The sequence below is a fragment of the Borborobacter xinjiangensis genome (assembly GCF_047739745.1).
Classification (GTDB): domain Bacteria; phylum Pseudomonadota; class Alphaproteobacteria; order Rhizobiales; family Rhizobiaceae; genus Pseudaminobacter.
In genome coordinates this window covers 82,559-108,058 of the sequence record NZ_JBLLVA010000005.1, presented here as the reverse complement: position 1 = coordinate 108,058, position 25,500 = coordinate 82,559, and the positions used below count along the sequence as shown (strand labels likewise).

The window sequence follows — 25,500 nt, the reverse complement described above, 5'->3', positions numbered from 1 at the left end:
CCGATGACCGAGCAGCACTCTGAACTCGGTTCTGCCATACCTCGGCGTCACTCTATCAATCAGCCTCCCAGTCGGGAGCAACACCGGCACAAGTGATGTAGTCCAAGAATCTCCTTCAGTCCGGCCCAAATTCTTAGCGCTGTCAGGTTGGCGGAGAGTGACGCCATGTGAGCCTGCGCCAATCCGTTCTACGGCTATCGCGCGCCTAAAATCGCACAGGGACCCGTGCTTCAACAATGCGGTTGTTTCTCGCCCGCAGTGCTGCCTGTGAGGCCGGGATTCGTTTCATGGGTGATCCTGCCAGTCGAGCCGCCAAACACGCCAAAGGTCTGGATTTCGATTTGCGGTTTGCCCTGCCAACTTCGACTGTGGGCGGCGTATCCGGCCCCCGCGCACACAAACACCGACCAAGAATTAAGATCTTAATCACAATTTTTCGTAGAACTAATATATAAAACAAGGATTCAAATTCAAAGATTCAAGAAAACTCACTAGTTTACGCTAACTTCTATTTCTAATCACGAAGGACACGCAATAACATTTATTAGTTTCAATTTATTTTTATCAGATCTGAATGAAACATACTGTGATTGGCGTGCTACTCTCACTTGCGCTTTCCTCTGGCGACAATGCAGTCCGAGAGAAAGGCCACTACGATGCAATTAGAAAATGGCGCACACCAGTCATCCGTCATCCGCTTTAGCCCTGTTAGGCCATGCTTGACCCCTAGCAAAGAAGAAGGAACCCAAAGCCACGGAATCATCGTCGACGCGACCTCAGTTAGTGAGATCGCGCCATACAAAATTCCAACTCCAGCTCGCGAGTGGATGGAACGGATACCTCGAGAAACCATACTGTTGCCAGAAGCTGTCCTTCAGGTCATCCAACAAGGTATCGATGCCCTTTGGGAGCAAAAGCCAGCCAAGGCCGACGAGCTTAGCCGCTGGAAGGCGTCCATTGCCAGCTCCATGCAGGTCGTTCCTGAAGAAGAGATTCGCGAGACGTTGGATGCAATGATGGCCACCAGGCAGCTCAAGCATCTCTGCATCACTAACCCCAAAACTACGAAACCGAGAATCCCCCATATTCTCCACGTCGCAGCAACCGCCATCATCAAGCAGCTCCCCATAGCGTCGCTAATGACCAACAACGCGTTTGCGACGATCCACCTGCACTTTCCGCTGCCTGGGGTGATTAACCCGGCCACTGCGGAATGGACACTTGGATGCGAGTACATCGTTGGCCGACTGAACAGATGGCGACCGCCCACGCAAAGACCTCGCAGAGCCGTAGTCTGTTCGATACCGTTTCGACCACACTTCCATGGACTACGTACCAGTTCGCATGGCGAGCGCGGCTCAGCATGCAAGCCTGTCCCTGGAGCCGGAACATCGCGGGCCATTCCCTCGAAGAGAAAGGTTCCCTGCGTTGTTGTCCGCTTCGGCGGCTTCGGAGGAGAATGAAGGCACAATCATCGGATGAAGTGGGTACACAGGAAGAACCGCGGGGCGGCCGATCCGCCTCCTCCTTTTGGTGCCAGCCGTTCCCCAGTCGGTTTAAAGCCGCCCTGCAGCTCCCACGGGCAAGGTGCGTACGAAATCACTTTGTTCGCGGCCGTGCTAACAGCTCGCGAGCATGCGAGAACGCCCTGTCGTGCCGACTGTCCACGCGCGATATTCTGCCTGGCCTAGATTATCACCAACATGGCAACCACTTCGGTTTCGGAATGGTCGCCCACGAAAGAAAGAATTCGACATGCGCAAGAAGGTTTCAATCGACCGTTTCATTCCGCTGGCGCCACTGCCTTCGGAACTCCGTCCGGACTGGCTGTCCTCGGCCGCCCCGCTCGACCGCGCGGGGTGTGACGGCAACGCCGCCGAAAGGAGCTTGTCTATAGCGAGCTGAACGCTCGCGCCAGGTCCTGGACTCCACCGGAGCCGAGCCGTGCGTCTCGTCAAATGCCGCTGCGCTCGACTGCTTCGTTCCGGGGCTCCGTCGTGATCGGCAACCGGGAGTACGTCTACGAGAGCAAGCCTGAACGCGGCTTTATCTACATCTCGCTGGCAAGCGATCTCGTGGTGGATTACCTCGATCAGCCACCGTCGGTTACCTTCAGGTGGCCTGACGGGCGGAAGGGCGAGCACACGTTCGATGCGCTTCTGACCCTCAGGGACGCCACTCGCGTTGCGGTTGACGTGAAGCCGAAGAAGAAGATCACCAAGACACAAATCCTCGAGGTGCAGCGGCTCATAAAGGAACAGGTCGGGACGGCGTTCGCCGACATCTACCTGCTCCGCACTGAGGACCACATCCATCCCGATGATGTTTACGACGCACAGCTCCTGCTGCGCGCGCGGCGGCTCGCCTGTGGCGCGTCTGATGCCCTGGTCGCTAAGATTGCGAGCGGCCTCCATGGCTGGTGCCGCCTCCGCGACCTGGTCGCCGCTTCCGGCATCGGCGGAGCCGCCTTCAACGCTGCCGTCCGTTTGGTCGGCGACGGCATGCTCGAGGTCCGCGACGGTGCCCGGGTTTCGTACGAATGCTTCGTGAGGCGCGCCCGCGCCTAGCCTTCATCAAACACAGGGAGATCATCATGACTATCTTCAACGGCAACGCATTCCGCTCTTCGGCTCCGACCACCTACGGGTTCGAGCCGGGCCACGTCTTCGCGATCAGGGAGGGCTTCGACGAGGTCCTCTACAAGTACATCAGCCACGATAGGCATGTGCTTACTGCCAGTCCGTTGGCGAACTCTGAACTTCGTCAGGTCTTCCCCCAGAAAGACCTCCGCGAGCTTGTGCAGGCAGGCAAGCTCGATCCGCGCATCGAGCAGAACAAGGAGTCGCGCCAGAAGCTTCTCGCCCGCTCGCCCGACATCAAGTCGCTCCGGGACTTGCCGGATAACGACCGGGAGGAACTGGCTTTCTACTGGCAGCTTTGCCGCCATGTCGTGCAGATGTACGACGACCGCAAGACCAGCCTGTGCGACAAACCGCTCAGACGGACGATCAGCAAGGTCATGGCGAACCTGGTCTACGGCGTGGACGAGGAAGCGGTCAAAGGCTCCGGATGGGCGCGTCAGGCGTCGGCGGGCGGGTCATCCGACCGGAAAATCAATGCCCGGAAATCCGAAGTAAGCCGGAAGGCGCCGTCTCCCACGACCATCCGCGGCTGGATTCGCGTCCTTGAGCAGCATGAATGGGACATCCTGGCGCTTCGCGACCACCGCAAGGGCCGTGCCGGCTATCATGCTCCGAAGATCACCGACCCGCATTCCGTCGCCCTGATGGCGAAATGGGTGCAGGCGGACCTTGACCGCAGCCGCGGGTCCGGTGCGATGCTGTACAAGCTGATGACGGGTTCGGTCACGCTCGAGGAGGAAAACGCCCGCAGGGAGGCCCAGGGCAAACCTCCGCTCCGTGGAACGGATGCTCCTTCGTTCGCCGCGACCAACGTGGCGCGGGCAGCGCAAGGCCTCCCTCCCCTCCCCATTCCCTCGAAGAGCACCTTCGAACGGGCAATCCGGAAGCTGGACAGTTATGCTGTCGCCGCGGCCCGACGTGGCGAAGCCTACGCACGCCGGACGCACAAGGTGAGCGGCCGCATCCAGTCCGCCATGTTCCCCGGCGAGCGTGTCGCGCTCGACTGCTGGCGCGTGCAGCTCAGGACCTTGAAGCTCCCGCAGGAATTCTGGGAGGGCATGCCGGAGGAACTCGTCGGCAAGCTTGGCAAGGTTAGGCTCGTCTTCTGCGCGGCGGTCGACGAGGCGACGAAGGTGGTATTGGGCGCGCGGCTCAACTGGAACGCGGACGCAGACACCGCGATCCGCACACTGGAGATGGCGTGCCGCGACAAGACCGATGTCGCGATGGCGGCAGGCTGCCGCTCCACCTGGGACCATGCTTGCACGCCCGGCATGGTGCCGACCGACTCCGGCTCCGAGTTTATCGACGCAGGGTTCCGTTGCGCGGTGCGAGACATCGGCTCCGCCAACGAAATCGGCCCGGCTTCCCATCCTGACGCGCGCGGCGTCGTTGAGCGGTTCTTTCAAACCATCGACCTGCAACTGATGCAGTTCTTCCAGGGCCGGACGTTCTCAGGTGTTGACGACAAGGGCGACTATGACGCGGACGCGGTCGCTCACATGGTCACGGAAACGCTTGGGAAGGCGTTGGTGCGCTACATCGTCGATGTCTACCACAACTCGCCGCATGCCGGCTTGGGCGGCCAGACCCCGAACGACGCCTGGGAGGAGCGGGCGGCGCTCTACAAGGTGCTGCCGCCGCCTGCACCGCACGTGATCAGGACTGTGTTCGGCTTCTCGGACAACAGGCGCATCCAGAACCGGGGCGTGCGCTTCCTCGGGCTGTATTACCGCTCCACCGACGTTGCCAACCTTCGCAAGTCCATCGGGCAGGCAGACATCCGGATGAGGGCCGACCTGGAGAACCTTGGCACGATCTGGGTTTCCAGGAACATTCCCGGCGCGGAGTGGTTCGCGGTTCCCTGCGAACTCGACATGGAGGGTGTGTCCGCCGCGCTGTGGATGGAGGCAAGCGCTGCCCTACGCCGCAAGCATGCCAGCGTAGCGAAACTCCGGGAGCATATCGTGCTTGCCGCGCTTCGGGACATCCGCGAGGCGGGCCGGCATTCCGCGGCAGCTGCAGGCATCGGCCCGTCGACGATGTCTAACGACCAGCTGCTGAAGCACGAGAAGGAACTGGTGCAGCATTTCGACTACACTGTCGCTGGGGAGCGGGGGCGCGCATTCGAAGGACTGGAAGGCGACGCGCCTGAAGCGCAGGAGGCCGAAGGCAGCAGTCAGGCAGCCGACGACAGCGCCGATCAGGCGGCAAAAGCCGCACCGGGCAATGACGAAGAAGACGATGGCGACGAGCCGCAGCGTCCCGTGGCGCGCCGCCGGGGTCGCCTGGGCTCGAACTTTCTCAGGAGGGACTGACCGATGAACATGATGAATCCCCCGACTGTAGGCAACATCTCCGCCAAATTCCTCAACCGGATCGTGTCCAACCAGACCGACAAGCGCCGGATGGTGAACGAGGCGGTAGGCCGGGTCCTTTCTGTCTACCTGCCAACCGTTTACGACGAGCAGCTCAACGAGCAGATCGACTGGCTTTTGGACTCGATGTTGCTCGAGCTTGGCCAGCAGCCCGGCGTAGCCGCTGCGGAAGGCATGGTTCGCGGGGGCCGTGCGCTGGTTGTCACCGGGAAGGCGGGGGCGGGCAAAAGCCGGGCGCTCGCACATGCCTTCGCAAGCCGTCCCGAGTTCGAGGGCTTCGGCAAGGCAGGCGAATGGTGCCCGCTGCTGTCTGTAGTGGCACCTTCCCCGTTCACGCTGGGGGCACTCGGCAACGAAATCGCCCGCAAGCTAGGCTATCACGGCCGTCGGGAAATCCAGCACAGCAAGGTCTGGCCTGTCGTTCGCGAGCTGATGGCGGAGTTCGGCCTGCGAATTCTGCACATCGATGAGGCGCAACACGGCGACGAGATCAAGTGCGACAGCATGGCCCAGGAGGTGGAGAACACCTTCAAGCGGATGATGCAGGAAGCGGACTGGCCCATCTGGTTGATCCTGTCCGGCCTGCCGGAGCTGTCGCGCTTCTGCCAAAACGACGCTTCGATGAAACGGCGGGTACGCGTCCTTCCTTTCGAGACCCTCACATTCCCTGAGCACGCGACCGATGTTCTTCAGATGATGAGGGACATAGTGGCTCTTTGCCCTTCCGTCGGCTGTAGCGAGCTTCAGTCCGTAGCGTTCGCGCACCGCCTTCTCCACGCGTCCACCTACCAGTTCGGGATCGCCCTGGAGTACGTGCAGGACGCGATCGCGGAATGCCTGATGGTGGAGGGCGGCGGGGAACTCGGCATCGGCCATTTCGCGGATGTGTACGCCATCCGGACGGGAGTGAGGAACGACGATCTCAATCCGTTCCTCGCCGAAGACTGGACCGCCATCCCTGTCGAGTCCGCCCTCTATGAGGATCTTCTTGACGAGGCCGGTAAACCTACCGGAGCACGCAAGCCGAAGGGGCGCTGCACGAAGGGAGTCACGAAATGAAGCTCTCGCTGACCTTGGACCTCGGGAACCACGAGACCCCGCCGGACTTTGCCTCGCGGCTGGCGACGAGGGCCTACCGGGATGACATGCGCGAGTTCTGCCGCGACTTCGGCATCCACCCGCGCGCTATCATCAACGGCGAACCGGAGGCGGTCCGCGCGCTCGCCGACCTCGCGGGCGTGAACCCAGATCGGCTCCTGCGGGAGTCATTCACCCGTGTCGGCGGCCCGAAGCGGCAGTTCCGGCACAAGGGCCAGGACCTCCTGCAGTCGAGCCTCGTCCGCAACCGCGTTCGGATGTGTCCCGCCTGTATGGCCGAGGACGTGAAGCGCCTCGACTGCCGCGTCGCCGCCCGGCCGCACCGCCGGAGCATGTGGCTCATCCGCGGGGTCCGAACCTGTGCCAAGCACGGAATGGCTCTAGCTGAAGTCGGAAAGCTCGATGGCCCGAACGTCATCCACGACACATCTCGAATAGTTGCGGACGCCGTTCCCCGGTTGCAGTCGTTGCTGGACGCTGCGGTACCGCGCTCGCCGTCGCCGTTCGAACGCTATCTCCTCCGGCGACTGGACGGCAGGACTGCCGGATCGTGGCTTGATGGGTTGCCTATGTATGCGGCCCTGCACCTCCCGTTCGTGGTCGGCGCGGTCGCGGCTCGCGGGCCTGGTGTTGTTCTGGATGACTTGGACGACGACGATGCACGGCGCTGTGAGGCCTCGGGCTTCCACATCGTTGACAAGGGCACCGCGGGGATCAGGGCGTTTCTTAACGAGCTTCAGGCTCCTTTCCAGGACAGCCGCTCGGCCAAGGGGCCCAAGGTTATGTACGGGCGCTTGTACGACTGGCTGGCTCACGAATGCCGCGACAAAGCCTACGATCCGGTACGCGACATCATCGTGGACCACTCCCTGGACACGCTGGCCTTCGGGCCCGGCGACGTTCTGTTCGGCCGTCAGATTGCCGTGCGCCGGAAGCACTCGGTCCGGTCCGCGTCGCAGGAATTCGGGCTGCACCCAAAGCGAATGCGCCGGATGCTCCAGCGGGCAAACCTGACAGACAGCGGTGTCAGCGGCCCCGCCAACAACAAGGTCACGTTCGACGCGGCAGAAGCCGAGGCTCTCCTGAAGGGACTGGCGGAGTCCATGAGCATGGAACGGGCCCGAGACTACCTGAACGTTCCCCGCCCACACGACCGTGGCCTAATGGAGCGGGCCTTCATCAAGCCGATGATGGATGGCGGCCGGGTCAAGGGCGCACATGCGTTCCTCAAGAGCGATCTCGACCACTTTCTCGAGCGGCTGCTGCGCGATGCCGATCCGGCCCTCCACGGCGATCCTGAAATGGTCCCGCTGATCGCAGCCGCCAGGCACTCCTGCTGCGCCGTGATGGATGTCGTCACGCTGGTGCTGGACGGGAAGCTCACCCGGGTGGGCCGCGATCCCGGCCAGGCGGGATTCCTTTCCGTCTTCGTGGATGCAGAGGAGGTCCGGCCGCTCGTAACGGGCCCCGCCTACGAGGGGCACTCCTTGCGCGACCTTGAGAAACTCCTTTCCGCGGGGACCTATGCGGTAAAGGCCCTGGTCGAGAACGGATTGCTGACAGCCGAAACCGTGAAGAATCCCGTGACCGGATGGATGCAGCCGATCGTCCGCGAGGAGGACTTGCAGCGGTTCCGACAGGAGTACGTGTCGCTGCACACGTTGGCGCGGGAACGGGGCGAGCATTTCGCGCGGGTGAAGAAAGCGCTTGTCGCCGCCGGAGTGGTCCCGGTCGGCGATCCTGACGAGCTGAAGCAAACGCTCTACCGCAGGTCCGACATCCCGTAGGCACCAGAACGCATTCCGCAGCCTTCCAACCCCCGTCCCCTCCGGGCCGGGGGTTTTCTTACGTTCGCAAGCAGGTAGTCCCAGCCGAAACAAGGATTCTGAGCAGACTTCGTGCGAGTAAGCGATGAGCAGCGTTGACGTGATGCTATAAAATGTATCGCGATTCCAGCTACTTACCTAGCAAGCTGAGCGAGAATTAATGACGCATCAGGGGACTGGACCTTATGATGCTTGCGAGTCCACCAACCGGACGCGCGGTGGACCGCAAAGTGGAAGCCGTTTTCGGAAGAATCCGATGCTCCAACAAAGAGATAGATCGACAGTATGCGTCCGTCAGGACGCACGTCGATCTAGGAGCTAGCAATGAAGGGTGAACGCAAGGCGATGCTGGTGCGCATCGAGGGCCGGGTGCAGGGCGTCAGTTTCCGCGTCTGGACCCGGGACGAGGCGGAGAGGCTCGGTCTGACCGGATGGGTTCGCAACGAGAATGACGGCTCCGTGGCAGCGCTCATCGCAGGATCGGATGCCGCGGTTTCAACGATGCTGCAACGCTTTCGGCTCGGCCCGCCCGGGGCATCCGTCACCAGCGTTACGTCTGACGAAGCCGATGCCGACCAGGCGCCGACCAGCTTCAGGATCACTGGCTGAAGCGGAGCCATCTGGCTCGCCGCCTCGGGCCACCGGAACGATAAGACCGTGCACCTATCCTTAGCGCCTTGCCGCATTCCGGATTGATCGGGAATGCGGCTAAAGCCGATGCGCTCCTCGCGTTAGGGGCTAAGCAGTTGCGATATACGCCCTGATCTCCTCGGCCTCGCGTTCGACTTCCTCGATACGGCGCTTGACCACGTCGCCGATCGAAACGATGCCATCGAGCAGGCCGTTTTTCTCAACCGGCAGATGCCGAAACCTTCCCTTGGTCATGATCTCCATGACTTCGTTGACGGTATGATGTTCGTTGCAGATGTTGACCTTCGGGGTCATCGCGATGCGAACAGCCTGATCCAGCGCGGCCGCGCCTTCCCTGGCGAGGGTCCGGACGATGTCGCGCTCCGACAGTATACCGACGATCTTATGGTCGCCATTGGTGATCACCAGCGCGCCGACCCGGTGATCGACCATGATTCTTACCGCATCAGCCAACTTCTCGTTGGGACCAAGCGTGAAAACATCGTGGCCTTTCTCTTCCAGAATTGCCTTCACGGTCATGGCGACCATGGCGACCTCCTATTCGTAATCTTCAAAGCCGTCGCGGACATCCGCAAAAGCTTGCCCCGTCGCAACCATGGTGCGCCGGGATCGGGATCATTTCAAGCGGCTCCCAATTTGCGGCGTACCGCAGTACACAGGCTTTCCCTAACGCTGCGACATCCGCTTTGGTTCGAAAAATTGGATGCCGAAGAAACCGACCAGAAAGCCGCCGACATGCGCTTCCCACGCGATGCGGTCCGCCTCGCCGGGCGCAAAGCCCACGATGCCGGTGACCAGGTTGACGATCATCCACACGACCAGAAACGTCACGACGGTGCGTGAACGAAAGACGGCTGCCACCGGCAGCGGCAGGCCGGCGAAAGCCGGCTTCCCGGACGAACGATCGATATGAAAGCCGAATCGCGCGGCAGCCCCCATCATGCCCGAAATCGCGCCGGAGGCGCCGACCAACGGTGCCTGGTCCAGCGGATGCAGGCCGTAGTGCAGCCCGGCGGCGGCAAGCCCCGACACGGCCCAGAACAGCGAAAACCGCAGCGCTCCCAGCCGGTTTGCCAGTGGGGAGCCAAAGGCGGCAAGCCAGATCATGTTGACCAGCAGGTGCGCAACGCCGCCGTGCAGGAACGCATAGGTGAAAGGGCTGGTGAAGGCATAGACGTCGATGATGAACTGCCCCGAATAGCGGATCGGGATAAAGGCCGCACGCAACAGAACCCCGATATCCTGCTCCTGCGTCAGCACGTAGACGCGCAGCAGATGGATGCCGACGCAAAGGCCGATGGCCGCGATCACAATGCCGGGCAAATTGAACATCGGCTCGCCGCGGCGGCGAACCTTATCGGCCCCGTCATATTCATTTGGATTCCGCTCGGTCATCTTGTCTCCAGCTACACGGCAACCCTTCGCAGCATCCAAGTCGGGCGCGGGCGCCTGCAGCCTCTAACCCCGGCATGGGCGAATCACCAAGAAAAAAGCCGCCCAGCGTTTCTGCTGGACGGCCGGTCGAGCCCCCCTGCTCTCCCAAAAACCTTGACTGAAGTGCTGCCGATCGCCGCGAGGCGACCGCTGCTGGAGTGGTTTCAACGTGCCATACAGCTCTCTACTCCGCAACGTATACCAATCATTAACCTTAACACATCCGATCGGTTAACAAGCCGGCATACGCTCTGGCACGCAACCTGCTTCGCCCCGCATGTAGTTCCTCGAACAACGCCTTTCTGTTTGTCGATGGAACACCGGACGGCAGATTGTGCGGAGCGGAGCGGTATGAAACAGAACGGATCGATCGACCTGTTCCATTATTGGAATCGACTGCGGGACGGGCGTCCCGCACCGAGGCGGACAGAGGTCGAGCCGGCCGACATCAAGACGCTGTTGGCCGACACTTTCATTCTGGAGCGCGACACGCGCGGTGAAGCGGTATTCCGCCTCGCCGGCACCCGGCTTTGCGCCACATATGGGCGCGAGCTCAAGGGCTTTTCATTTCCCTCCCTGTGGCGCGAAAAGGACAGGCGGCTGCTCGCGCGGCTGGCCTACGGCGTCTTTCATGCCAAGTCCGTCGTCGTCGTCGTTTTCGAGGGCCGCACGCGGTGCGGCAAATCCAATCCGTTCGAGCTGCTTCTGCTGCCGCTTGAAGGTGGCGTGGAAAGCCCGCGCGCCATCGGCATTGTCACTCCAGGCGAGAGGCCGTTCTGGCTTGGCGCCGACCCCATAACCGATGCGCTGATCGAGTCGGTTCGGGTCGTCGATCCCGACTGTGAGCCGATGTTCCTGAAAAACCGTCCAGCCGTCACCGTGCCGCCGCTCGCCCCCAGCCAGAAAACGCTCTCGGAATCGGCTGATTCTCTCCGTGGTGGCCGACGCATACGTCACCTCGTCGTGCTTCCCGGCGGGCTCGACGAGTAGATCCCTGCCCTTGCAGTCCCCTGGCGTGGCCCAATGACGACGGCACGCTGCCGCCCTCGTGGCTACGGCTCGTTAACCAGTGTGGCGTAATTTAGCGGCTAGAAACTGGCGCAGCCATGCGGGAATTCGAGCGAACAGGGGCATCATGAGGGCGGCGGCGATCCACCAGGCGCCAACTGCGGTAGAAAAGCGCGGCTTTCAACGCGTCCGCGTGAAAATCTATGGCCGCTTCATGCTCGAAGATCGCACGGAACACCCCTGCCAGGTGGTCGATATGTCACCGGGCAATGTCGCGCTGCGTTGCGACCGCATCGGCAACCCCGGCGAAAAAGTCATCGCCTATATCGATCATATCGGCCGCGTCGAGGGGGTCGTGACCCGCACTATGCAAGACGGATTTGCGATGACGATCATCGCCTCCGACCGCAAGAAGGACAAACTCGCCGCACAGTTGACATGGCTTGCCAACAAGCATGAACTCGACCTGCCGGAAGACCGCCGCCATGAGCGTGTCGCACCGCGCAATCCAATGAGCACATTGCAACTCACCGACGGGCGACAATATCAGTGCCGGATCATCGATCTGTCGCTGTCGGGCGCTGCGATCGAAATCAGCGTAAAGCCGGCCCTAGGCGTTCAGGTCACGCTCGGAACGATGCGTGGACAGGTGGTACGCCATTTCGAGGATGGCGTGGCTATCGAATTCGCCGTCATACAGCGGCCGGAATCGCTGGATGCCGAGTTCAGCCGAAGCCTTTCCTGATCTGCGCTCCGAGACGCGTCTCTCTCCCACTTTTCACCGATTTAAACGGTTGCGGAACACAACTGGAACAGATAGTGTTTGTTCCGGGTTTGTTTTTCTTTGATTCTTCGGGGTGGCGATGCTCACGCGCAAACAACACGAGCTTCTCGTCTTCATTCATGAACGCCTGAAGGAGTCGGGCATACCACCCTCCTTCGACGAGATGAAGGAGGCTCTGGATCTTGCTTCGAAATCCGGCATCCATCGGCTGATCACCGCCTTGGAGGAAAGAGGCTTCATCAGGCGCTTGCCCAATCGGGCTCGGGCGCTGGAAGTTCTGCGCCTGCCCGATTCCATCGCGCCCGGTCTTGCGCCGCAACGCGCGAAGTTTTCGCCAAGCGTCATCGAAGGCAGCCTTGGGCGCCGCTCGCCCGAGCCTGCTCGCGGGCCTGTGGCGGAGAACGACGATTCAAACGCCTCCGTTTCGATTCCGGTGATGGGGCGCATCGCCGCCGGCGTGCCGATCGACGCAATCCAGCACAAGACCCATTCCATCTCCGTGCCGCCGGAGATGATCGCCGGCGGCGAACATTACGCTCTGGAGGTCAAGGGCGACTCGATGATCGAGGCCGGCATTTTCGACGGAGATACGGTTATCATTCGCAATGCCAGCACCGCCAATCCTGGCGAGATCATCGTGGCATTGGTGGATGAGGAAGAGGCGACGCTGAAACGGTTTCGCCGCAAGGGCGCGTCAATCGCGCTGGAGGCGGCCAATCCGGCCTATGAGACGCGCATTTTCGGACCGGATCGCGTGAAGGTGCAGGGTAAGCTGGTCGGGTTGATCCGCCGCTACTGAGGGTCTTTCGGCGGCAGGTGCGCCTTCCCTGGTCTCGATTGCGTTGAGGCCAGCCCTTCGCTTCCAGATGACAGGGTGAGATTGCGGGAGCTTCTGCGCCCCAGCTTTTACTCCTTGGAGCGCCATGCGCCCCAATCGACACCCAGGAATTCTTTCGGAAACCGGCTTACACTCTTACGGTCATGCCCTGGCCTCGGCTAATCGCTGGCATCACCGGATACCACTTGAGTGCGTTTACGCGAGACCGGGGCGCTTGGGGTGAGATGTGCTGTTGCTCGTGTCCGTTTATTTGAGCGTCCGACTGTCTCCCGAACTGGTTGTTGCATCTGCATTAGACGCATTTGCCCGCCGAGGCGCCTTTCGGCGGTAGGGCGGCAATCCACGAGCCTCGCGCGAGAAGCGCCGTTGAGTATGCCACGGACGATACGGACGGCTAATGGCAAAGCTGATTTCGGCTCGTGAACCAGTCGCTGCCTCGGATAATTGGATTGCAGCGCTCCCATATCTCGCAAGCTCGCGTTTGGTGACCACCAGCGTCCGACGGTTTTCGCATACATTACTCGCCGTCGCATCATCGACCACTACTACGGCCGCCTGTCCGCATGCAGGTTTGGCTGATGCCGCGTCAAGCGCATGTGCAATCACTGCGCCTGAAACATGACGTACGAGGCAAAGTCCGGCATCGCACACGAAACCGTCCGTGACTGGCGGCAAAGTGCCGGCTGCGCTTGGATTGGCCATCTTAAGAACGTCCGGCTTCAGTATCTTTTCTGCCCGAAGCGCACGCTGCCAGTTTTCGATGGTGAATTCGTTCGGGCGTGCGCGATTAACCGCCAGGCGCTGTTCGCCCACCGGCACTGCGACCAGTCGAGCGTCTTCGGACACCAATATGTCGGGCGGGCGGACATTTGCGACCGTGACGAGGCCGACGAGTGCGAATGGCAACGCCGTGACGCGCAACCGGGTTGTGGCCATAGTGGCGATGACGAGAGCCACGGTCCACAGCACGACGGAATGAACAGAAATGAGCCCCACCGCATCAACGGGCGAGTGTTGCGAGAGCCATCGCGAGACCGCGATCATTGCGGCAAGACCCTTGGCCATGACGAAGAAGAACGGCCCATCGAGACCGAATGGCATGGCAATGGAGCCGGCGACGGCAAACGGCATCACGAAGACAGACACGATGGGCATTACCGCAAGGTTCGCCACGAGGCTGAGCGGCGAGACGCGCTGGAAGTGGTAGGCGCCGAAGACGGCCGTTGCCAGCCCGGCGACGATTGACGTCACCGCGAGTGCGGCCATGAAACCCCAGCTTTTTCTCAACATGGCGCTGGTGAGCGGACGATCGGTTAAGGAGGTTCGATGCAGGCTGGCAGACCGACGCTCGGACCAGATCGCATAGGCTCCGACCAATGCCGCAGTCGCCGCGAACGACATCTGGAAGCTCGGACCGATGACCTCATGCGGCGAGATGACGATGACGATGATTGCCGATGTCGCCAGATTGCGCAGGGTGAGCGCCGCACGGTCGAACAGTAGTGCTATCAGCATGATCGCCAGCATGATGAAACTGCGCTGGGCCGCGACCTCTGCGCCTGAGATGAACAGATAAGCAGCTATCGCCGCCAAGGCTGCGGCAGCCGCATATTTTTTAACCGGCCGACGCGATGCAAATGCCGGAAACAACGCGAAGACGACGCGCAACGTGCCCATTACCGTGCCGGCGACAAGCGCCATATGCAGGCCGGATATCGAAATGATGTGATAAATACCGGTTCGGCGCATCGCCTCGCTGATATCGTCAGGAATGCCGGCTCTTACCCCCACGACAAGGGCTGCGGCGATCTCGCCCTCCGGCCCGTCGATACCGTCGCGGATTCGCTTGGCGATGGCATTTCGCGCGTTTTCCACGTGGATCGAAAAGTTGCTGAGACCCGAAGCCGGCGGCATATCCGGCAATAGCTCGGGTCCGCGCATAAAGTAGCCGCTCGCACCTATGCCGTCGAAATAGCTTTCGAAGGAAAAGTCGTAGCTTCCTGGCCGCACCGGCCCCGATGGTGCAATCAGGCTGACAATCCCCTGCACTTGCGAACCGACCCGGATTTCCGGCGGGACCTTTCGCGCGGAGACGCGAACGCGGTCCGGTGCATAGCGCAATACGGGTCGAGCGGTGCTTTCCACGTCGACGGTCAGCCGAACGCGTCCGCTGGCCATCGCTTCGATGGTGACAACCCGCCCGGTCAACTGCGTGGAGATTTCGCCGCCAATGATCCTGGTGCCGGCGCGCCAGGTTTCGGTCTTGGCGAGCAGCGCCCCGGCAATACACAGAAGCATGGCTGTCGCCGCCAGCCGCAAAGTTACGCGCCGCGATGGCAGCAGGAGCAGGAAAAGCGCCGCTACCGTAGCAGCCCCAAGCAAAGGCAAGAAGCCGGGCTCACGCGGCGCGGCGAAATAGACGATAGCGCCGAGCGCCAGAAACACCGGAACCAGCAGGTAGGCTGTGCCGCGTTCCAGCTCAAGTTCGAGCGCGGCGCGCAGGCCAGCCGCCATTCGCTCACGCGACGTGGCAAGCGCTAGCAGCCGTGCCGGATACGAGGCACGCGAAATCGGGAGAGCACCGGAGGCTGTACCGACCGAAGGCACCGCGGCGGGAGCCAAAGCATCGACCGGCGGATATGCAAACTGCGTTCGCTCATCCGCTTCCGCGACAGCCACGTCCACTTCGGGCGCGTCCCGCCTCATCCGCCCTCCCCAACAAACAGGGGTGAGCGGGCGCGCCTTCGCCCGAGCCTCCCCCTTGCACCCTCAACCCTCTATGCTACATGAAGCCCACCGAATTTCCATGTGCGAGGCGGCTGCTGGCTCCGCGACCGCCCATCCATTCCGGAAAAATCATGTCCAAGACCGTCGTTACCCGTTTTGCTCCCTCGCCCACCGGTTTTCTTCACATCGGCGGCGCGCGCACGGCCCTGTTCAACTGGCTTTATGCGCGCCACACCGGCGGCACCATGCTGCTGCGCATCGAAGATACCGACCGTGAGCGTTCGACCGAAGCGGCGACGGCCGCCATCCTCGACGGCCTTTCCTGGCTGGGTCTGCATTGGGAAGGCGAGCCGGTTTCCCAGTTCGAGCGCGCGGCGCGCCACCGCGAGGTGGCCGAGGAGCTGGTGCGCATGGGCAAGGCTTACTACTGCTATGCCTCTCCCGAGGAGCTGACGGAGATGCGCGAGAAAGCGCGCGCCGAAGGCCGGCCGCCGCGTTATGATGGGCGCTGGCGCGATCGCGATCCGTCGGAGGCCCCGGCCGGCGTCAAGGGAGCGGTGCGCATCAAGGCGCCGACCGAAGGCGAAACGATCGTCCGCGACCGCGTTCAGGGCGACGTGCGCTTTCCGAACAAGGACCTGGACGATTTCATTATCCTGCGCTCGGACGGCAATCCGACCTACATGCATGCGGTGGTGGTGGACGATCATGATATGGGCGTCACCCATATCATCCGCGGCGACGACCACCTGACCAACGCCGCGCGCCAGACCGTCATCTACAATGCGATGGGTTGGGATGTGCCGGTAACGGCGCATATACCGCTGATCCATGGCGCGGACGGTGCCAAGCTTTCGAAACGCCACGGCGCGCTCGGCGTCGAGGCTTATCGCGCCATGGGCTATCTGCCGGCGGCACTCCGGAACTATCTCGTTCGTCTTGGCTGGAGTCATGGCGACGACGAAGTGATGACGCTCGACGAGATGATCCGCTGGTTCGATATAGACGACGTCAACAAGGGTGCGGCGCGCTTCGATTTCCAGAAGCTGGAGGCGCTGAACGGCCTGCATATGCGCAAGATGGCCGATGACGAATTGTCCGACATCTTCATCGCAACCCTGCCCTATCTCGAAAATGGCAAGACGATCGCCGCCGGACTTGACGAAACGCGCAAGCAGCAACTTCGCCAGGCGATGCCAGGACTGAAAGAACGCGCCAAGACCCTGGTCGAACTGGCCGATGGCGCCGCATTCCTTTTCGCCGAACGGCCCCTGGCGATGGAAGAGAAAGCGGCAGCGCTTTTGGGCGAACAGCCGCGCACGATCCTGCGCGGCGCGCATGCGGCCCTTCAGGCCATCGGGGAAGCATGGAATGCGGCTTCGACGGAAGCGGCGATTCGCGACTTTGCGACGCAGGGCAACCTCAAGCTGGGCGCCGTCGCACAACCACTACGCGCGGCACTTACCGGCAAAACCACCTCTCCGGGCGTATTCGATGTGCTGGCCGTGCTGGGTCGGGAAGAAAGCCTCGCACGCATAGAAGATCAAATCGATTAGCGCGTCTGCACCCTATGTATTTCACATTGAAACCCGCTTGTTGCGGTGCAACATTAGGACCATTGCCGAACTTGGCACGCCTTGGGAAATGCGTTAGCAAAAGCGCGCATTACGGGACGCTGGCTAAATTGCATTGAACAATACCGCGTGAACCGCGGGATGAACCGAAGGGAGTTTGCGATGACCGAATCGACTGCGAAACTGGAGTTTGGCGGCAAAACTCATGAGTTGCAGGTACGAAGCGGTTCCGTCGGGCCAGACGTCATCAATATCGCCTCGCTCTACAAGGACACCGGGGCTTTCACCTACGATCCGGGCTTCACGTCCACGGCAAGCTGCGAATCCGGCATCACCTTTATCGATGGCGACGAGGGCGTCCTGCTGCATCGCGGTTATCCGATCGATCAGCTCGCCGAGCACGGAGATTTTCTCGAGGTCTGCTACCTGTTGCTTTACGGCGAATTGCCCACCAAGGCACAGAAGGACGATTTCGACCATCGCGTGACCCGCCACACCATGGTGCATGAGCAAATGTCGCGGTTCTTCACCGGCTTTCGCCGCGACGCGCACCCGATGGCGGTGATGTGCGGCGTGGTCGGCGCACTGTCGGCTTTCTATCATGACTCGACCGATATTTCCGACCCGCACCAGCGCATGGTCGCCTCGATCCGCCTGATCGCCAAAATGCCGACGATCGCGGCGATGACCTACAAGTACCATATCGGCCAGCCCTTCGTTTACCCGAAGAACGAATACAATTTCGCGGCCAATTTCCTGCATATGTGCTTCGCGGTGCCTTGTGAGGAATACAAGGTCAATCCGGTGCTGGCCCGCGCCATGGAACGGATTTTCATCCTCCATGCCGACCACGAACAGAATGCCTCGACCTCCACGGTGCGGCTTGCCGGCTCGTCCGGCGCGAACCCCTTTGCCTGCATCGCAGCCGGCATTGCCTGCCTCTGGGGCCCGGCGCATGGCGGCGCCAATGAGGCGGCGCTGAACATGCTTTCCGAAATCGGACATATCGATCGTATTCCCGAGTTCATCGAGCGCGCAAAGGACAAGAACGATCCATTCCGTCTGATGGGTTTCGGCCACCGCGTGTACAAGAACTACGATCCGCGCGCCAAGATCATGCAGAAGACGACGCACGAGGTTCTGGGCGAACTCGGCATCAAGGACGACCCGATGCTGGACGTGGCCATGGAGCTCGAACGGATCGCCCTGACGGATGAATATTTCATCGAGAAGAAGCTCTATCCGAATATCGACTTCTATTCCGGCATCACCCTGAAGGCACTTGGATTTCCGACCACCATGTTTACCGTTCTGTTTGCGGTTGCACGCACGGTCGGCTGGATTTCGCAATGGAAGGAAATGATCGAGGATCCGCAGCAAAAGATCGGCCGCCCGCGTCAGCTTTACACCGGCGCGCCGCAGCGCGATTACGTCCCGATCGCCAAACGCTGAACCGAATACTACCGCATGCCATGAAGAGCGCCCCCCAAGGGCGCTTTTTCATTTGGCTGCAATGTGGGAAAGCACGACTTCCGCGGCGAGCTCGCCTGAAGGGCGCTGCGTCGCCATGCGCCTTGCCACCTCGGCAAAGCCCTCCTTCTGCCATTGCCGCAGAGCGGTGTCGGCAAACAGCGCTTCCAGATGGCGGGCAAGATTTTCCGGGCGCACATAGCGATCGTAGAATTCAGGCACGATCGGCCGGTCGGCTATCAGATTCGGCAGCAGTGCCGACCAGGCCGTCACCATGCCCGCCGCAAGGCGCGCCACCGGGTCGAGCTTGTAACTCGACACCATCGGCACGCCGGCAAGCGCCAATTCGAGCGAGACCGTTCCGGAAGCAATCAACGCGGCATCCGCTTCGCCAAACGCCTGCCATTTGCGCGCCGGCTCGAGGATGATTTCAGGCTTTTGTTCCCAGCCTGCCACCGAGGCGGCCACGAGGCCGACGGCATGCGGGACAGTGGGCAGCAAAAGCCGCAGCCGGTGGCCGCGCGCCCTCAACACCGAAACGGTTTTGCCAAACGGGTCAAGCAGGCTGCGCACTTCGCCTTTCCGCGAGCCCGGCAGCAGAAGCAGCACCTTTTCGCGCGACGGATCCGAATTGCGGGGCAATTCTTGGCCTTGGGCTGCAACCTCGATGCCTGCGTCGCGGGTCAGGCGATGGCCGACATAAGTTCCTGGCGGGCCGCCCAACCGCGCAAGCTCCGCTGCTTCGAACGGCAGGATGCACAGCACGTGATCGATATGGTTCTTCATCGCCGGCGCCCTGCCCGGCCGCCACGCCCAAACGCTTGGGCAGACATAATGTACGATCGGAATGGAAGAGTCGGCAGCGCGCACCTTCCTTGCGACCCGTAGGGTGAAATCCGGGCTGTCGATGGTGATCAGGCAATCGGGCTTTTCGGCAACGATAGTGCGAGCCGCCTCGCCGATACGGCGGACAAGGCGCGGAAGATCGCGCAATATCGCGGTGAACCCCATCAGCGCGATATCGCTGCCGTCGAAGATCGGCCGCAAGCCGAGCGCCTCGAGATGGCGGCCGCCAACGCCGACCAGTCGAACCTCGCGGCCGGTGATGCGCTGCAAGGCACTGACAATATCGGCCCCAAGCAGATCGCCGGATTCCTCGCCGGCGACGATGGCGATTTTCAGCGGGCGAGCGTCGCTCATTGCGGCTTTCCTGCGTGTAGACCGACAATGAAAAGGCCAAGAGCATCGGCCCGCTCCACCATCGAGCGATAGTCGAGGATCAGCGAACTACCTGCCTCTATGCCAATGCCGGCCAGCCCCGCCGCATGGGCGACGTCCACGGTCAGCGGACCAATGGTCGGAAGGTCGGCACGCAGTTCCTGGCCCGGTTTCGAGCTCTTCACCAGCACGCCGCGCTTCTTGCCGGCAATTCGCCCATGGCCGCGCAACGAAGCGACACGGCCAAGCATCTCATCGGTGCCTTCAATGCCCTCCAGCGCCACCACGCGGCCGCCGATCGAGACCGCGCCCTGCCCGATATCGAGCGCGCCGATCGCACGGGCAGCCTGCAGAGCCGCATCGAGATCGCGCCAGTCGGTCTTCAGCGGCTTCGCATTGGTCATGTTGCCCTCAGCGGCCAGCAGGTCGGGGACAACCTGGTGTGCGCCAATAACCTTGAAGCCATATCCTTCCAGCATCCGCACCAGGGCCCTGAGCAGGCCGTCATCGCCTTTTCCAAGTGCTGCAAGTGCCCGCGGCAGAAGGGTCACCAACGAAAGGCGCGGCCGGAAGGCGCGCCAGTTCGGCCGCCGGCCGATGCCGCCCGCAAGGATGACATGAGTAATGGAATGGCGTTTCAGCAGCGGCACCAGGCCGGCAATATCCTCAAGCGGAAGGCTTTGATGCTCGAATGCCGCCAGGTCGGCCTGCTGATCCACCTCACCAGCGATCATGACGATAAACGGGGAATGAGCCGCCGCCGAAAGGCTCTCGGCAACATTGACGGGAAGTCTTCCGCTACCGGCAACGATCGCTATCCTATCGCCGGGTTTCAGGCTGGTGCGTTGCGCGAATTCAGTCCTGATCGTCGGCGTCGTCATCGACGGCACCCTTCAGCGGCGGCACCGCGTAGTGACGCTTGCCGCGCGCGCTGATGAAATCGACGATTTTCATGGCTGCCGGCGAATCCGCGAATTCGACGCGGGCGATTTCGACATTCTCGCTGACGGGCCGCGCACGGTCGAAAATGGTTTGATAAGCGCGCCGCAACGTCATGATCTCGGCTTTCGACATGCCTGAACGCCGCAGGCCGACGACATTCAGACCGCGCAGTTTCGCACGGTTGCCCATGGCGATGGCATAGGGAATGACATCGCCGACGATCATTGAACCGCCCGCGAGGAATGCATTGTGGCCGACGCGCACGAACTGATGCACCGCACTCAGCCCGCCGATGCCGACATTGTCGCCGATCTCACAATGACCGCCTAGTGTCGCGCCATTGGTCAGCGTGACATTGTTTCCGACCGTGCAATCATGCGCGACGTGCGAATAGGCAAGGAAGGTGCAATTGTCGCCGATGATGGTAGCGCCGCGCGCATTGTCGCTTCCGGTATGCATGGTGACGAACTCCCGGATCGTGCAATTCCTCCCGATCGTTAGCGTCGTGCGGCCACCTTTGTGGCTGAGATTCTGCGGCGGGCCGCCAAGCACAACCTGCGGATAAACGGTGCAGCCTTCACCGATCGTCGTCGCGCTCATGATCGTGACATGGCCGACCAGCCTGACACCCTCCTCGATCACCGCATCCTTGCCTATGTGGCAGAAGGGTCCGATGTGAGCGCTGGCGGCAATGTTTGCGCCTTCTTCGACGACTGACGACGGATGAATAAATGCTTGCGACTGCATACGGTCTCGCTGATCAGGATGTGGGGGGCGACATCATCGCGGAAATTTCCGCTTCCGCAGCCTTTGCGCCGTCCACCTTGGCTTCGCAAGCGAAACGCCAGATATTGCCGCGCTTTTTGAGTTTGTTCACATGGATGTGAAGGCGGTCGCCAGGGACCACCGGGCGCCGGAACTTCGCATTGTCGATGGTCATGAAATAGACCAGCGAGGGGCTTTCGGTTTCCTGGCTCCTGATGCAGATGGCACCCGCGGTCTGCGCCATCGCCTCGATGATGAGCACACCCGGCATTACCGGTTGCTCGGGGAAATGGCCCTGGAAATGCGGCTCGTTGATGGAAACATTCTTGATGCCGATGGCGGAGTTGTCGGCATCGATGTCGATGATGCGATCGACCAGCAGGAATGGATAACGATGCGGCAGGAGCTTCATCAAGCCCATGATGTCCACCGCCTCGAGGGTCGACAGCGTTTCTTCAGCCATTGATCTCACTCTTTCGGCTTTGGCTTGGATGAAAGTTTTCGGATGGCGGCGATGTCGCGCATGAATTCCATCATGGGACGGGCCGGCAATCCGCCCCAGACTTCGCCGGCCGGCACATCGTTCATGAAGCCGCTGGCCGCCGCCAGCCTTGCTCCGCTGCCGATCGTCAGATGGTCGGCCAAGCCGACGCGCCCGCCCATCATGACATTGTCACCGACCACGACGGAGCCGGAAATGCCGCAATGCGCGGCGATGACGCAACCACGCCCGATGCGCACATTGTGCGCGATCTGCACGAGATTATCGATCTTGGTGTTCTCGCCGATAACGGTATCGGCCATCGCGCCGCGGTCCACGGTGGTGTTGGCGCCGATCTCGACATTGTCCTGGATGACGACCCGGCCGATCTGCGGCATGCGTTCGGGCCCGCGCGGGCCCGCGGCGAAGCCGAAGCCGTCCTGTCCGATCCGCGCTCCGGGATGGACGATCACGCCATTGCCCAGCAGCGCGCATTGGATGCTGGCGTTCGGGCCGATATAGCAGCCGCGGCCGATCTGCGAGGACGGCCCTATGACCGCATTTGGCGCTATGATGGTGCCACCGCCAATGGCGACATCGGGACCGATGAAAGCACCGGCTTCCACGATGACCCCCGGCTCAAGGCGCGCACTGGGCTCGACATGAGCGCGCGGCGAAATGCCGGTCTCGTCCGTCATTGGGTAGGGCGTCGCTGCCGCCGGAAAAAGTAACCGGCCGATCTGCGCGAACGCCGCCTGGGGCCTGGGAGTAACCAGAACGGCTATGCCTGCCGGCGCCTGATGGGCGATATCAGGCGTGCAGAGAAGTGCGGCGGCCCGCAACTCGCTCAAGCCGCCCGCATTGCGCTTGCCTTCGATGAAGACAAGCGCCTCATCGCCGCCCTCAGTCGACGAAGCGATGGTCGACACGGTCGCTTCCGCGTGGCTCGGATCAAGCAGTTCGGCACCAGTGAGATTCGCGATCTCAAGCGCCGTGTAACGGCGCGACGGCACGAAAAAAACCGGGTCGGACATATAAACCTTCTCTTTCGGGCGAGGATGGCCCGAAAGTTTCGTGCCCTCAAATCAGAAGCGTGTCGAGATGCCGAAGTTGAAATTCTGCTCCACGTCGCTGTCCTCCTTGACGACGGGAACCGCATAGTCGATGCGCAGCGGGCCGAAAGGCGACGCCCAGATCAACCCCGCGCCAACCGAGGCGCGCCATTCCATGCCGGTTCCGCTGGCGGAAAAGGTCGGATCTGACGGAACACGAACCTTGCTGCCATAAAGTGTCGCGGCATCGGCAAATACTGCACCCTTCAGACCAAAGCTTTCAGGCACGACCGGGAACGGGAATTGCGCCTCGACCGACGCATTGAAATAGGTGGTACCGCCGAGATGGTCGAGAGTATTCGGATCGAACGGACCGATACCGTCGTATTCGAAGCCGCGGATCATCCGATCATTGCTCTTGAAATGATCGAAGATGCGCAGATCGCCGTCGCCAAAGGCGGCTATGTGACCGGCGCCGGCACTAACCAGGCCGACAATGTCCATTTCCTCCGACAGCGTGTGATAATAGCTGCCACGCCCCGTCAGCTTGACGAACTCGGCGTCACCGCCAAGGCCCGCCACTTCGGTGGTGAACGTGGCGTAGATGCCGGAATGCGGGTTCTTCATGTCGTCGATGGTGTTGAAGAGAACGGTGCCCGAAACCGACGACTTCGTCCAGGGGCTTTCGGCGATACCCTCATGAATCGCAGGGGATATGTCCCCCAAACTACATTTCGCCTCATCAAATTGATCGTCGGTCAGGCAGTGATCGCGATAGTCGTATCTTTCCTGCGTGTAGTTGTAAGCGAGCTGCGTCGACAGCGCCTCGGTGATCGGCAGGCCGAAACGCACTGTCGCGCCGTTCAATTCGCTCTCATATTTGTCGAAACGACGCGTCTGACGATAGATATCGAAGCCGGCCGAGATGCGGCGTCCGAGGAAATAAGGCTCGGTGAACGATACCATGAAATCGCGTGAGTTCTTGCCACCGCCAGCCGACAGGCGGATGAACTGGCCGCGCCCGAGGAAGTTACGCTCGGTGATAGAACCTTCAACGGATGGCCCAGGCGTCTGGCCGCCGCTGGTGTAGCCCGCGCCGATCGAGAATTCGCCGGTCGACTTCTCGACCAGATCGACGACGAGAATGACCTGATCCGGCTGCGAACCCGGCGCAGTCGAGATCTCGACACGCTCAAAGAAATCAAGGCGCTCCAGACGCTTCTTGGCGCGCTGGATGAGAACCTGATTGAAGGCGTCGCCCTCGCTCACATCGAATTCGCGACGGATCACATAGTCGCGTGTGCGCGCATTGCCGCGAATTTCGATGCGCTCGACATAGGTCTTCGCGCCCTGATCAATCGTGTAGACGACCGAGATGGTGTGATTTTCGAAATTGCGGTCGCCGCGCGGTGTTACCTGAGCGAAGGCGTACCCCTTGCCGGCAACGTCCTCGGTCAGCGCAATGATGGAATCCTCGACATTCTTCGCGCTATAAGTGTCGCCGGTCTTGGTCTTGACCAGCGACTGAAGCTGCGTCGTATCGACCTCGGGGATGGAGCTTTCCACCGAAACGTCACCGAAGGTGTAGCGATCACCCTCTTCAACCGTGATGGTTACAGTGTAGGCGTTCGCCGCCTCATCCAGTTCGCCAAAAGCGGAGACAACGCGGAAATCGGCATAGCCGCGATTGTAGTAGAAGCGACGGAGCGCTTCCTCGTCAGCGCGAAGGCGCTGCTCGTCATAGACGTCGTCACGCAGCAGGAAGGACAGGATCGTCGACTTCTTCGTCGCGATCACATCCGACAGGCGACGGTCGCTGAACGCGTTGTTGCCGACGAAATTGATCGCGGCAATCTTGGTGCGCTCGCCTTCGGCAATTTCAAACACGACGTTAACGCGATTCTCGCCCAAATCCATGGTGCGGGCATTCACGGTCGCATCGTTGCGGCCGATGCGCCGGTAGGCCTCGCGAATGGCTTCCGCATCCGCTTCCATCGCCGCCGACGAGAATGTGCCGCGCGGCTTCAGCTGGACCGTATTGGAAAGCTGCGCGTCCTTGATTTTCTTGTTGCCCTGGAACAGGACCTGGTTGACGACCTGCAGCTCGGAGACCTGAACGACCAGTGTCGAACCGACCTGGTTGATGCGCACGTCGGAAAACAATCCGGTCGCAAAAAGCCGCTTCACGGCCTCATCAACATCGGCGCCCGAAAAGGACCTGCCGGGTTGAATGGCCACGTACTCGCGAATGGTCGATGCATCGACGCGCTGATTGCCGCGAACCTCGACATTGCTGACCGTGGCAGCGTACGCGGCCGAGACGCCGGCGAACTGCAAAGCGACGACTCCCGGCAGCATCAAGGACGCAGACAGAGCCACCGCCGACGCGGCGTTTAAAAAATTCGATGCTGCCTTCATAGGGCTATATAACCTTTTTCTCGAAGTCCCCACGGCGAGAAAACCGGACGTGCGGCAAATTCCCATACCGTATTAACCGGATTTTCCATACACGCAAGGCTTCTGGTTAATTTGCGTTTACTTAAGCTTTCCGCGTGGCTTTCCCGTCACGCATATTGCCGCTGATGGTAAACGCCTTCTCAATTTACCCTGCG

21 protein-coding genes are annotated in these 25,500 nt (G+C 61.3%); 12 read left to right on the top strand and 9 right to left on the bottom strand.

The window, feature by feature from the left end:
• The first annotated feature begins 857 nt into the window (after positions 1–857).
• The 7 genes from ACLKMW_RS08440 (at position 858) to ACLKMW_RS08410 (ending at position 8,553) form a co-directional block, all read left to right on the top strand.
• Positions 858–1,463: a hypothetical protein gene (locus ACLKMW_RS08440; protein WP_415723982.1), complete on the top strand. Its 606-nt coding sequence runs from the start codon at positions 858–860 to the stop codon at positions 1,461–1,463.
• A 292-nt stretch (positions 1,464–1,755) separates the two neighbouring features.
• Positions 1,756–1,905 (top strand): hypothetical protein, encoded by a 150-nt coding sequence (locus ACLKMW_RS08435; protein WP_415723980.1) that lies wholly within the window; start codon positions 1,756–1,758, stop codon positions 1,903–1,905.
• A gap of 53 nt (positions 1,906–1,958) precedes the next feature.
• A complete protein-coding gene (locus ACLKMW_RS08430) occupies positions 1,959–2,567 on the top strand; it encodes a hypothetical protein (RefSeq protein WP_415723979.1) in 609 nt (202 codons plus the stop codon).
• 26 nt (positions 2,568–2,593) lie between these two features.
• The gene (locus ACLKMW_RS08425; RefSeq protein ID WP_415723978.1) at positions 2,594–4,960 is read left to right on the top strand and encodes a transposase; all 2,367 of its coding nucleotides are present in this window, start codon (positions 2,594–2,596) and stop codon (positions 4,958–4,960) included.
• A 3-nt stretch (positions 4,961–4,963) separates the two neighbouring features.
• Positions 4,964–6,079 carry an ATP-binding protein gene (locus tag ACLKMW_RS08420; RefSeq protein ID WP_415723977.1) on the top strand — a complete coding sequence of 372 codons (1,116 nt, stop codon included), beginning with the start codon at positions 4,964–4,966 and terminating at the stop codon, positions 6,077–6,079.
• Positions 6,076–7,905 (top strand): TniQ family protein, encoded by a 1,830-nt coding sequence (locus ACLKMW_RS08415; protein ID WP_415723976.1) that lies wholly within the window; start codon positions 6,076–6,078, stop codon positions 7,903–7,905. The genes ACLKMW_RS08420 and ACLKMW_RS08415 overlap by 4 nt, the downstream gene beginning before the upstream one ends.
• Before the next feature lie 363 nt (positions 7,906–8,268).
• A complete protein-coding gene (locus tag ACLKMW_RS08410) occupies positions 8,269–8,553 on the top strand; it encodes an acylphosphatase (protein WP_415723975.1) in 285 nt (94 codons plus the stop codon).
• Between the two features lie 129 nt (positions 8,554–8,682).
• Here the strand turns inward: ACLKMW_RS08410 and ACLKMW_RS08405 are convergent, their stop codons facing one another.
• Positions 8,683–9,114: a CBS domain-containing protein gene (locus ACLKMW_RS08405; RefSeq protein WP_415724105.1), complete on the bottom strand. Its 432-nt coding sequence runs from the start codon at positions 9,112–9,114 to the stop codon at positions 8,683–8,685.
• A 147-nt stretch (positions 9,115–9,261) separates the two neighbouring features.
• Positions 9,262–9,990 (bottom strand): rhomboid family intramembrane serine protease, encoded by a 729-nt coding sequence (locus ACLKMW_RS08400; RefSeq protein ID WP_415723974.1) that lies wholly within the window; start codon positions 9,988–9,990, stop codon positions 9,262–9,264.
• A gap of 390 nt (positions 9,991–10,380) precedes the next feature.
• Here ACLKMW_RS08400 and ACLKMW_RS08395 point away from each other — a divergent pair, with 390 nt between their 5' ends.
• The 3 genes from ACLKMW_RS08395 (at position 10,381) to lexA (ending at position 12,620) form a co-directional block, all read left to right on the top strand.
• A complete protein-coding gene (locus ACLKMW_RS08395) occupies positions 10,381–11,019 on the top strand; it encodes a PAS domain-containing protein (protein WP_415723973.1) in 639 nt (212 codons plus the stop codon).
• A 145-nt stretch (positions 11,020–11,164) separates the two neighbouring features.
• Positions 11,165–11,782: a PilZ domain-containing protein gene (locus ACLKMW_RS08390; RefSeq protein WP_415723971.1), complete on the top strand. Its 618-nt coding sequence runs from the start codon at positions 11,165–11,167 to the stop codon at positions 11,780–11,782.
• A 118-nt stretch (positions 11,783–11,900) separates the two neighbouring features.
• The gene (gene lexA, locus ACLKMW_RS08385) at positions 11,901–12,620 is read left to right on the top strand and encodes a transcriptional repressor LexA (RefSeq protein WP_415723970.1); all 720 of its coding nucleotides are present in this window, start codon (positions 11,901–11,903) and stop codon (positions 12,618–12,620) included.
• Between the two features lie 285 nt (positions 12,621–12,905).
• Here lexA and ACLKMW_RS08380 read toward each other — a convergent pair whose 3' ends face one another.
• Positions 12,906–15,365 (bottom strand): ComEC/Rec2 family competence protein, encoded by a 2,460-nt coding sequence (locus ACLKMW_RS08380; RefSeq protein ID WP_415723969.1) that lies wholly within the window; start codon positions 15,363–15,365, stop codon positions 12,906–12,908.
• Positions 15,366–15,517: 152 nt separating this feature from the next.
• Here ACLKMW_RS08380 and gltX point away from each other — a divergent pair, with 152 nt between their 5' ends.
• Both gltX and gltA read left to right on the top strand, forming a co-directional pair.
• Complete coding sequence (gene gltX, locus ACLKMW_RS08375) at positions 15,518–16,942, top strand: glutamate--tRNA ligase (RefSeq protein ID WP_415723968.1); 1,425 nt, start codon at positions 15,518–15,520, stop codon at positions 16,940–16,942.
• Positions 16,943–17,122: 180 nt separating this feature from the next.
• Positions 17,123–18,412, top strand: a complete 1,290-nt coding sequence (gene gltA / locus ACLKMW_RS08370) for a citrate synthase (protein WP_415723967.1) — start codon at positions 17,123–17,125, stop codon at positions 18,410–18,412.
• 48 nt (positions 18,413–18,460) lie between these two features.
• On the opposite strand, the gene lpxB is transcribed toward gltA, so the two are convergent.
• Genes lpxB through bamA form a run of 6 tightly spaced genes read right to left on the bottom strand, consistent with a single transcriptional unit; the run spans position 18,461 to position 25,306 of the window.
• Positions 18,461–19,630: a lipid-A-disaccharide synthase gene (gene lpxB, locus ACLKMW_RS08365; protein WP_415723966.1), complete on the bottom strand. Its 1,170-nt coding sequence runs from the start codon at positions 19,628–19,630 to the stop codon at positions 18,461–18,463.
• Positions 19,627–20,529, bottom strand: coding sequence for an LpxI family protein (locus ACLKMW_RS08360; RefSeq protein ID WP_415723965.1), 903 nt, complete (start codon positions 20,527–20,529; stop codon positions 19,627–19,629). Before ACLKMW_RS08360 ends, lpxB begins: the two co-directional genes overlap by 4 nt.
• The gene (lpxA, locus tag ACLKMW_RS08355) at positions 20,504–21,337 is read right to left on the bottom strand and encodes an acyl-ACP--UDP-N-acetylglucosamine O-acyltransferase (RefSeq protein WP_415723964.1); all 834 of its coding nucleotides are present in this window, start codon (positions 21,335–21,337) and stop codon (positions 20,504–20,506) included. Before lpxA ends, ACLKMW_RS08360 begins: the two co-directional genes overlap by 26 nt.
• Before the next feature lie 13 nt (positions 21,338–21,350).
• On the bottom strand, positions 21,351–21,818 hold the full coding sequence (gene fabZ / locus ACLKMW_RS08350; RefSeq protein ID WP_415723963.1) for a 3-hydroxyacyl-ACP dehydratase FabZ: 468 nt from the start codon (positions 21,816–21,818) through the stop codon (positions 21,351–21,353).
• 5 nt (positions 21,819–21,823) lie between these two features.
• Positions 21,824–22,870 (bottom strand): UDP-3-O-(3-hydroxymyristoyl)glucosamine N-acyltransferase, encoded by a 1,047-nt coding sequence (lpxD, locus tag ACLKMW_RS08345; RefSeq protein ID WP_415723962.1) that lies wholly within the window; start codon positions 22,868–22,870, stop codon positions 21,824–21,826.
• 51 nt (positions 22,871–22,921) lie between these two features.
• Complete coding sequence (bamA, locus tag ACLKMW_RS08340) at positions 22,922–25,306, bottom strand: outer membrane protein assembly factor BamA (RefSeq protein WP_415723961.1); 2,385 nt, start codon at positions 25,304–25,306, stop codon at positions 22,922–22,924.
• Positions 25,307–25,500 lie beyond the last annotated feature (194 nt).

Bases quoted from the DNA above. Each gene is read 5' to 3' on its own strand.
- gltX (WP_415723968.1), top strand. From the start codon at position 15,518: ATGTCCAAGACCGTCGTTACCCGTTTTGCTCCCTCGCCCACCGGTTTT.
- ACLKMW_RS08425 (WP_415723978.1), top strand. From the start codon at position 2,594: ATGACTATCTTCAACGGCAACGCATTCCGCTCTTCGGCTCCGACCACC.
- ACLKMW_RS08390 (WP_415723971.1), top strand. From the start codon at position 11,165: ATGAGGGCGGCGGCGATCCACCAGGCGCCAACTGCGGTAGAAAAGCGC.
- gltA (WP_415723967.1), top strand. From the start codon at position 17,123: ATGACCGAATCGACTGCGAAACTGGAGTTTGGCGGCAAAACTCATGAG.
- ACLKMW_RS08430 (WP_415723979.1), top strand. From the start codon at position 1,959: ATGCCGCTGCGCTCGACTGCTTCGTTCCGGGGCTCCGTCGTGATCGGC.
- ACLKMW_RS08400 (WP_415723974.1), bottom strand. From the start codon at position 9,990: ATGACCGAGCGGAATCCAAATGAATATGACGGGGCCGATAAGGTTCGC.
- ACLKMW_RS08420 (WP_415723977.1), top strand. From the start codon at position 4,964: ATGAACATGATGAATCCCCCGACTGTAGGCAACATCTCCGCCAAATTC.
- lpxB (WP_415723966.1), bottom strand. From the start codon at position 19,630: ATGAGCGACGCTCGCCCGCTGAAAATCGCCATCGTCGCCGGCGAGGAA.
- ACLKMW_RS08435 (WP_415723980.1), top strand. From the start codon at position 1,756: ATGCGCAAGAAGGTTTCAATCGACCGTTTCATTCCGCTGGCGCCACTG.
- fabZ (WP_415723963.1), bottom strand. From the start codon at position 21,818: ATGGCTGAAGAAACGCTGTCGACCCTCGAGGCGGTGGACATCATGGGC.
- lpxD (WP_415723962.1), bottom strand. From the start codon at position 22,870: ATGTCCGACCCGGTTTTTTTCGTGCCGTCGCGCCGTTACACGGCGCTT.
- ACLKMW_RS08395 (WP_415723973.1), top strand. From the start codon at position 10,381: ATGAAACAGAACGGATCGATCGACCTGTTCCATTATTGGAATCGACTG.
- ACLKMW_RS08360 (WP_415723965.1), bottom strand. From the start codon at position 20,529: ATGACGACGCCGACGATCAGGACTGAATTCGCGCAACGCACCAGCCTG.
- lpxA (WP_415723964.1), bottom strand. From the start codon at position 21,337: ATGCAGTCGCAAGCATTTATTCATCCGTCGTCAGTCGTCGAAGAAGGC.
- ACLKMW_RS08405 (WP_415724105.1), bottom strand. From the start codon at position 9,114: ATGACCGTGAAGGCAATTCTGGAAGAGAAAGGCCACGATGTTTTCACG.
- bamA (WP_415723961.1), bottom strand. From the start codon at position 25,306: ATGAAGGCAGCATCGAATTTTTTAAACGCCGCGTCGGCGGTGGCTCTG.
- lexA (WP_415723970.1), top strand. From the start codon at position 11,901: ATGCTCACGCGCAAACAACACGAGCTTCTCGTCTTCATTCATGAACGC.
- ACLKMW_RS08380 (WP_415723969.1), bottom strand. From the start codon at position 15,365: ATGAGGCGGGACGCGCCCGAAGTGGACGTGGCTGTCGCGGAAGCGGAT.
- ACLKMW_RS08415 (WP_415723976.1), top strand. From the start codon at position 6,076: ATGAAGCTCTCGCTGACCTTGGACCTCGGGAACCACGAGACCCCGCCG.
- ACLKMW_RS08410 (WP_415723975.1), top strand. From the start codon at position 8,269: ATGAAGGGTGAACGCAAGGCGATGCTGGTGCGCATCGAGGGCCGGGTG.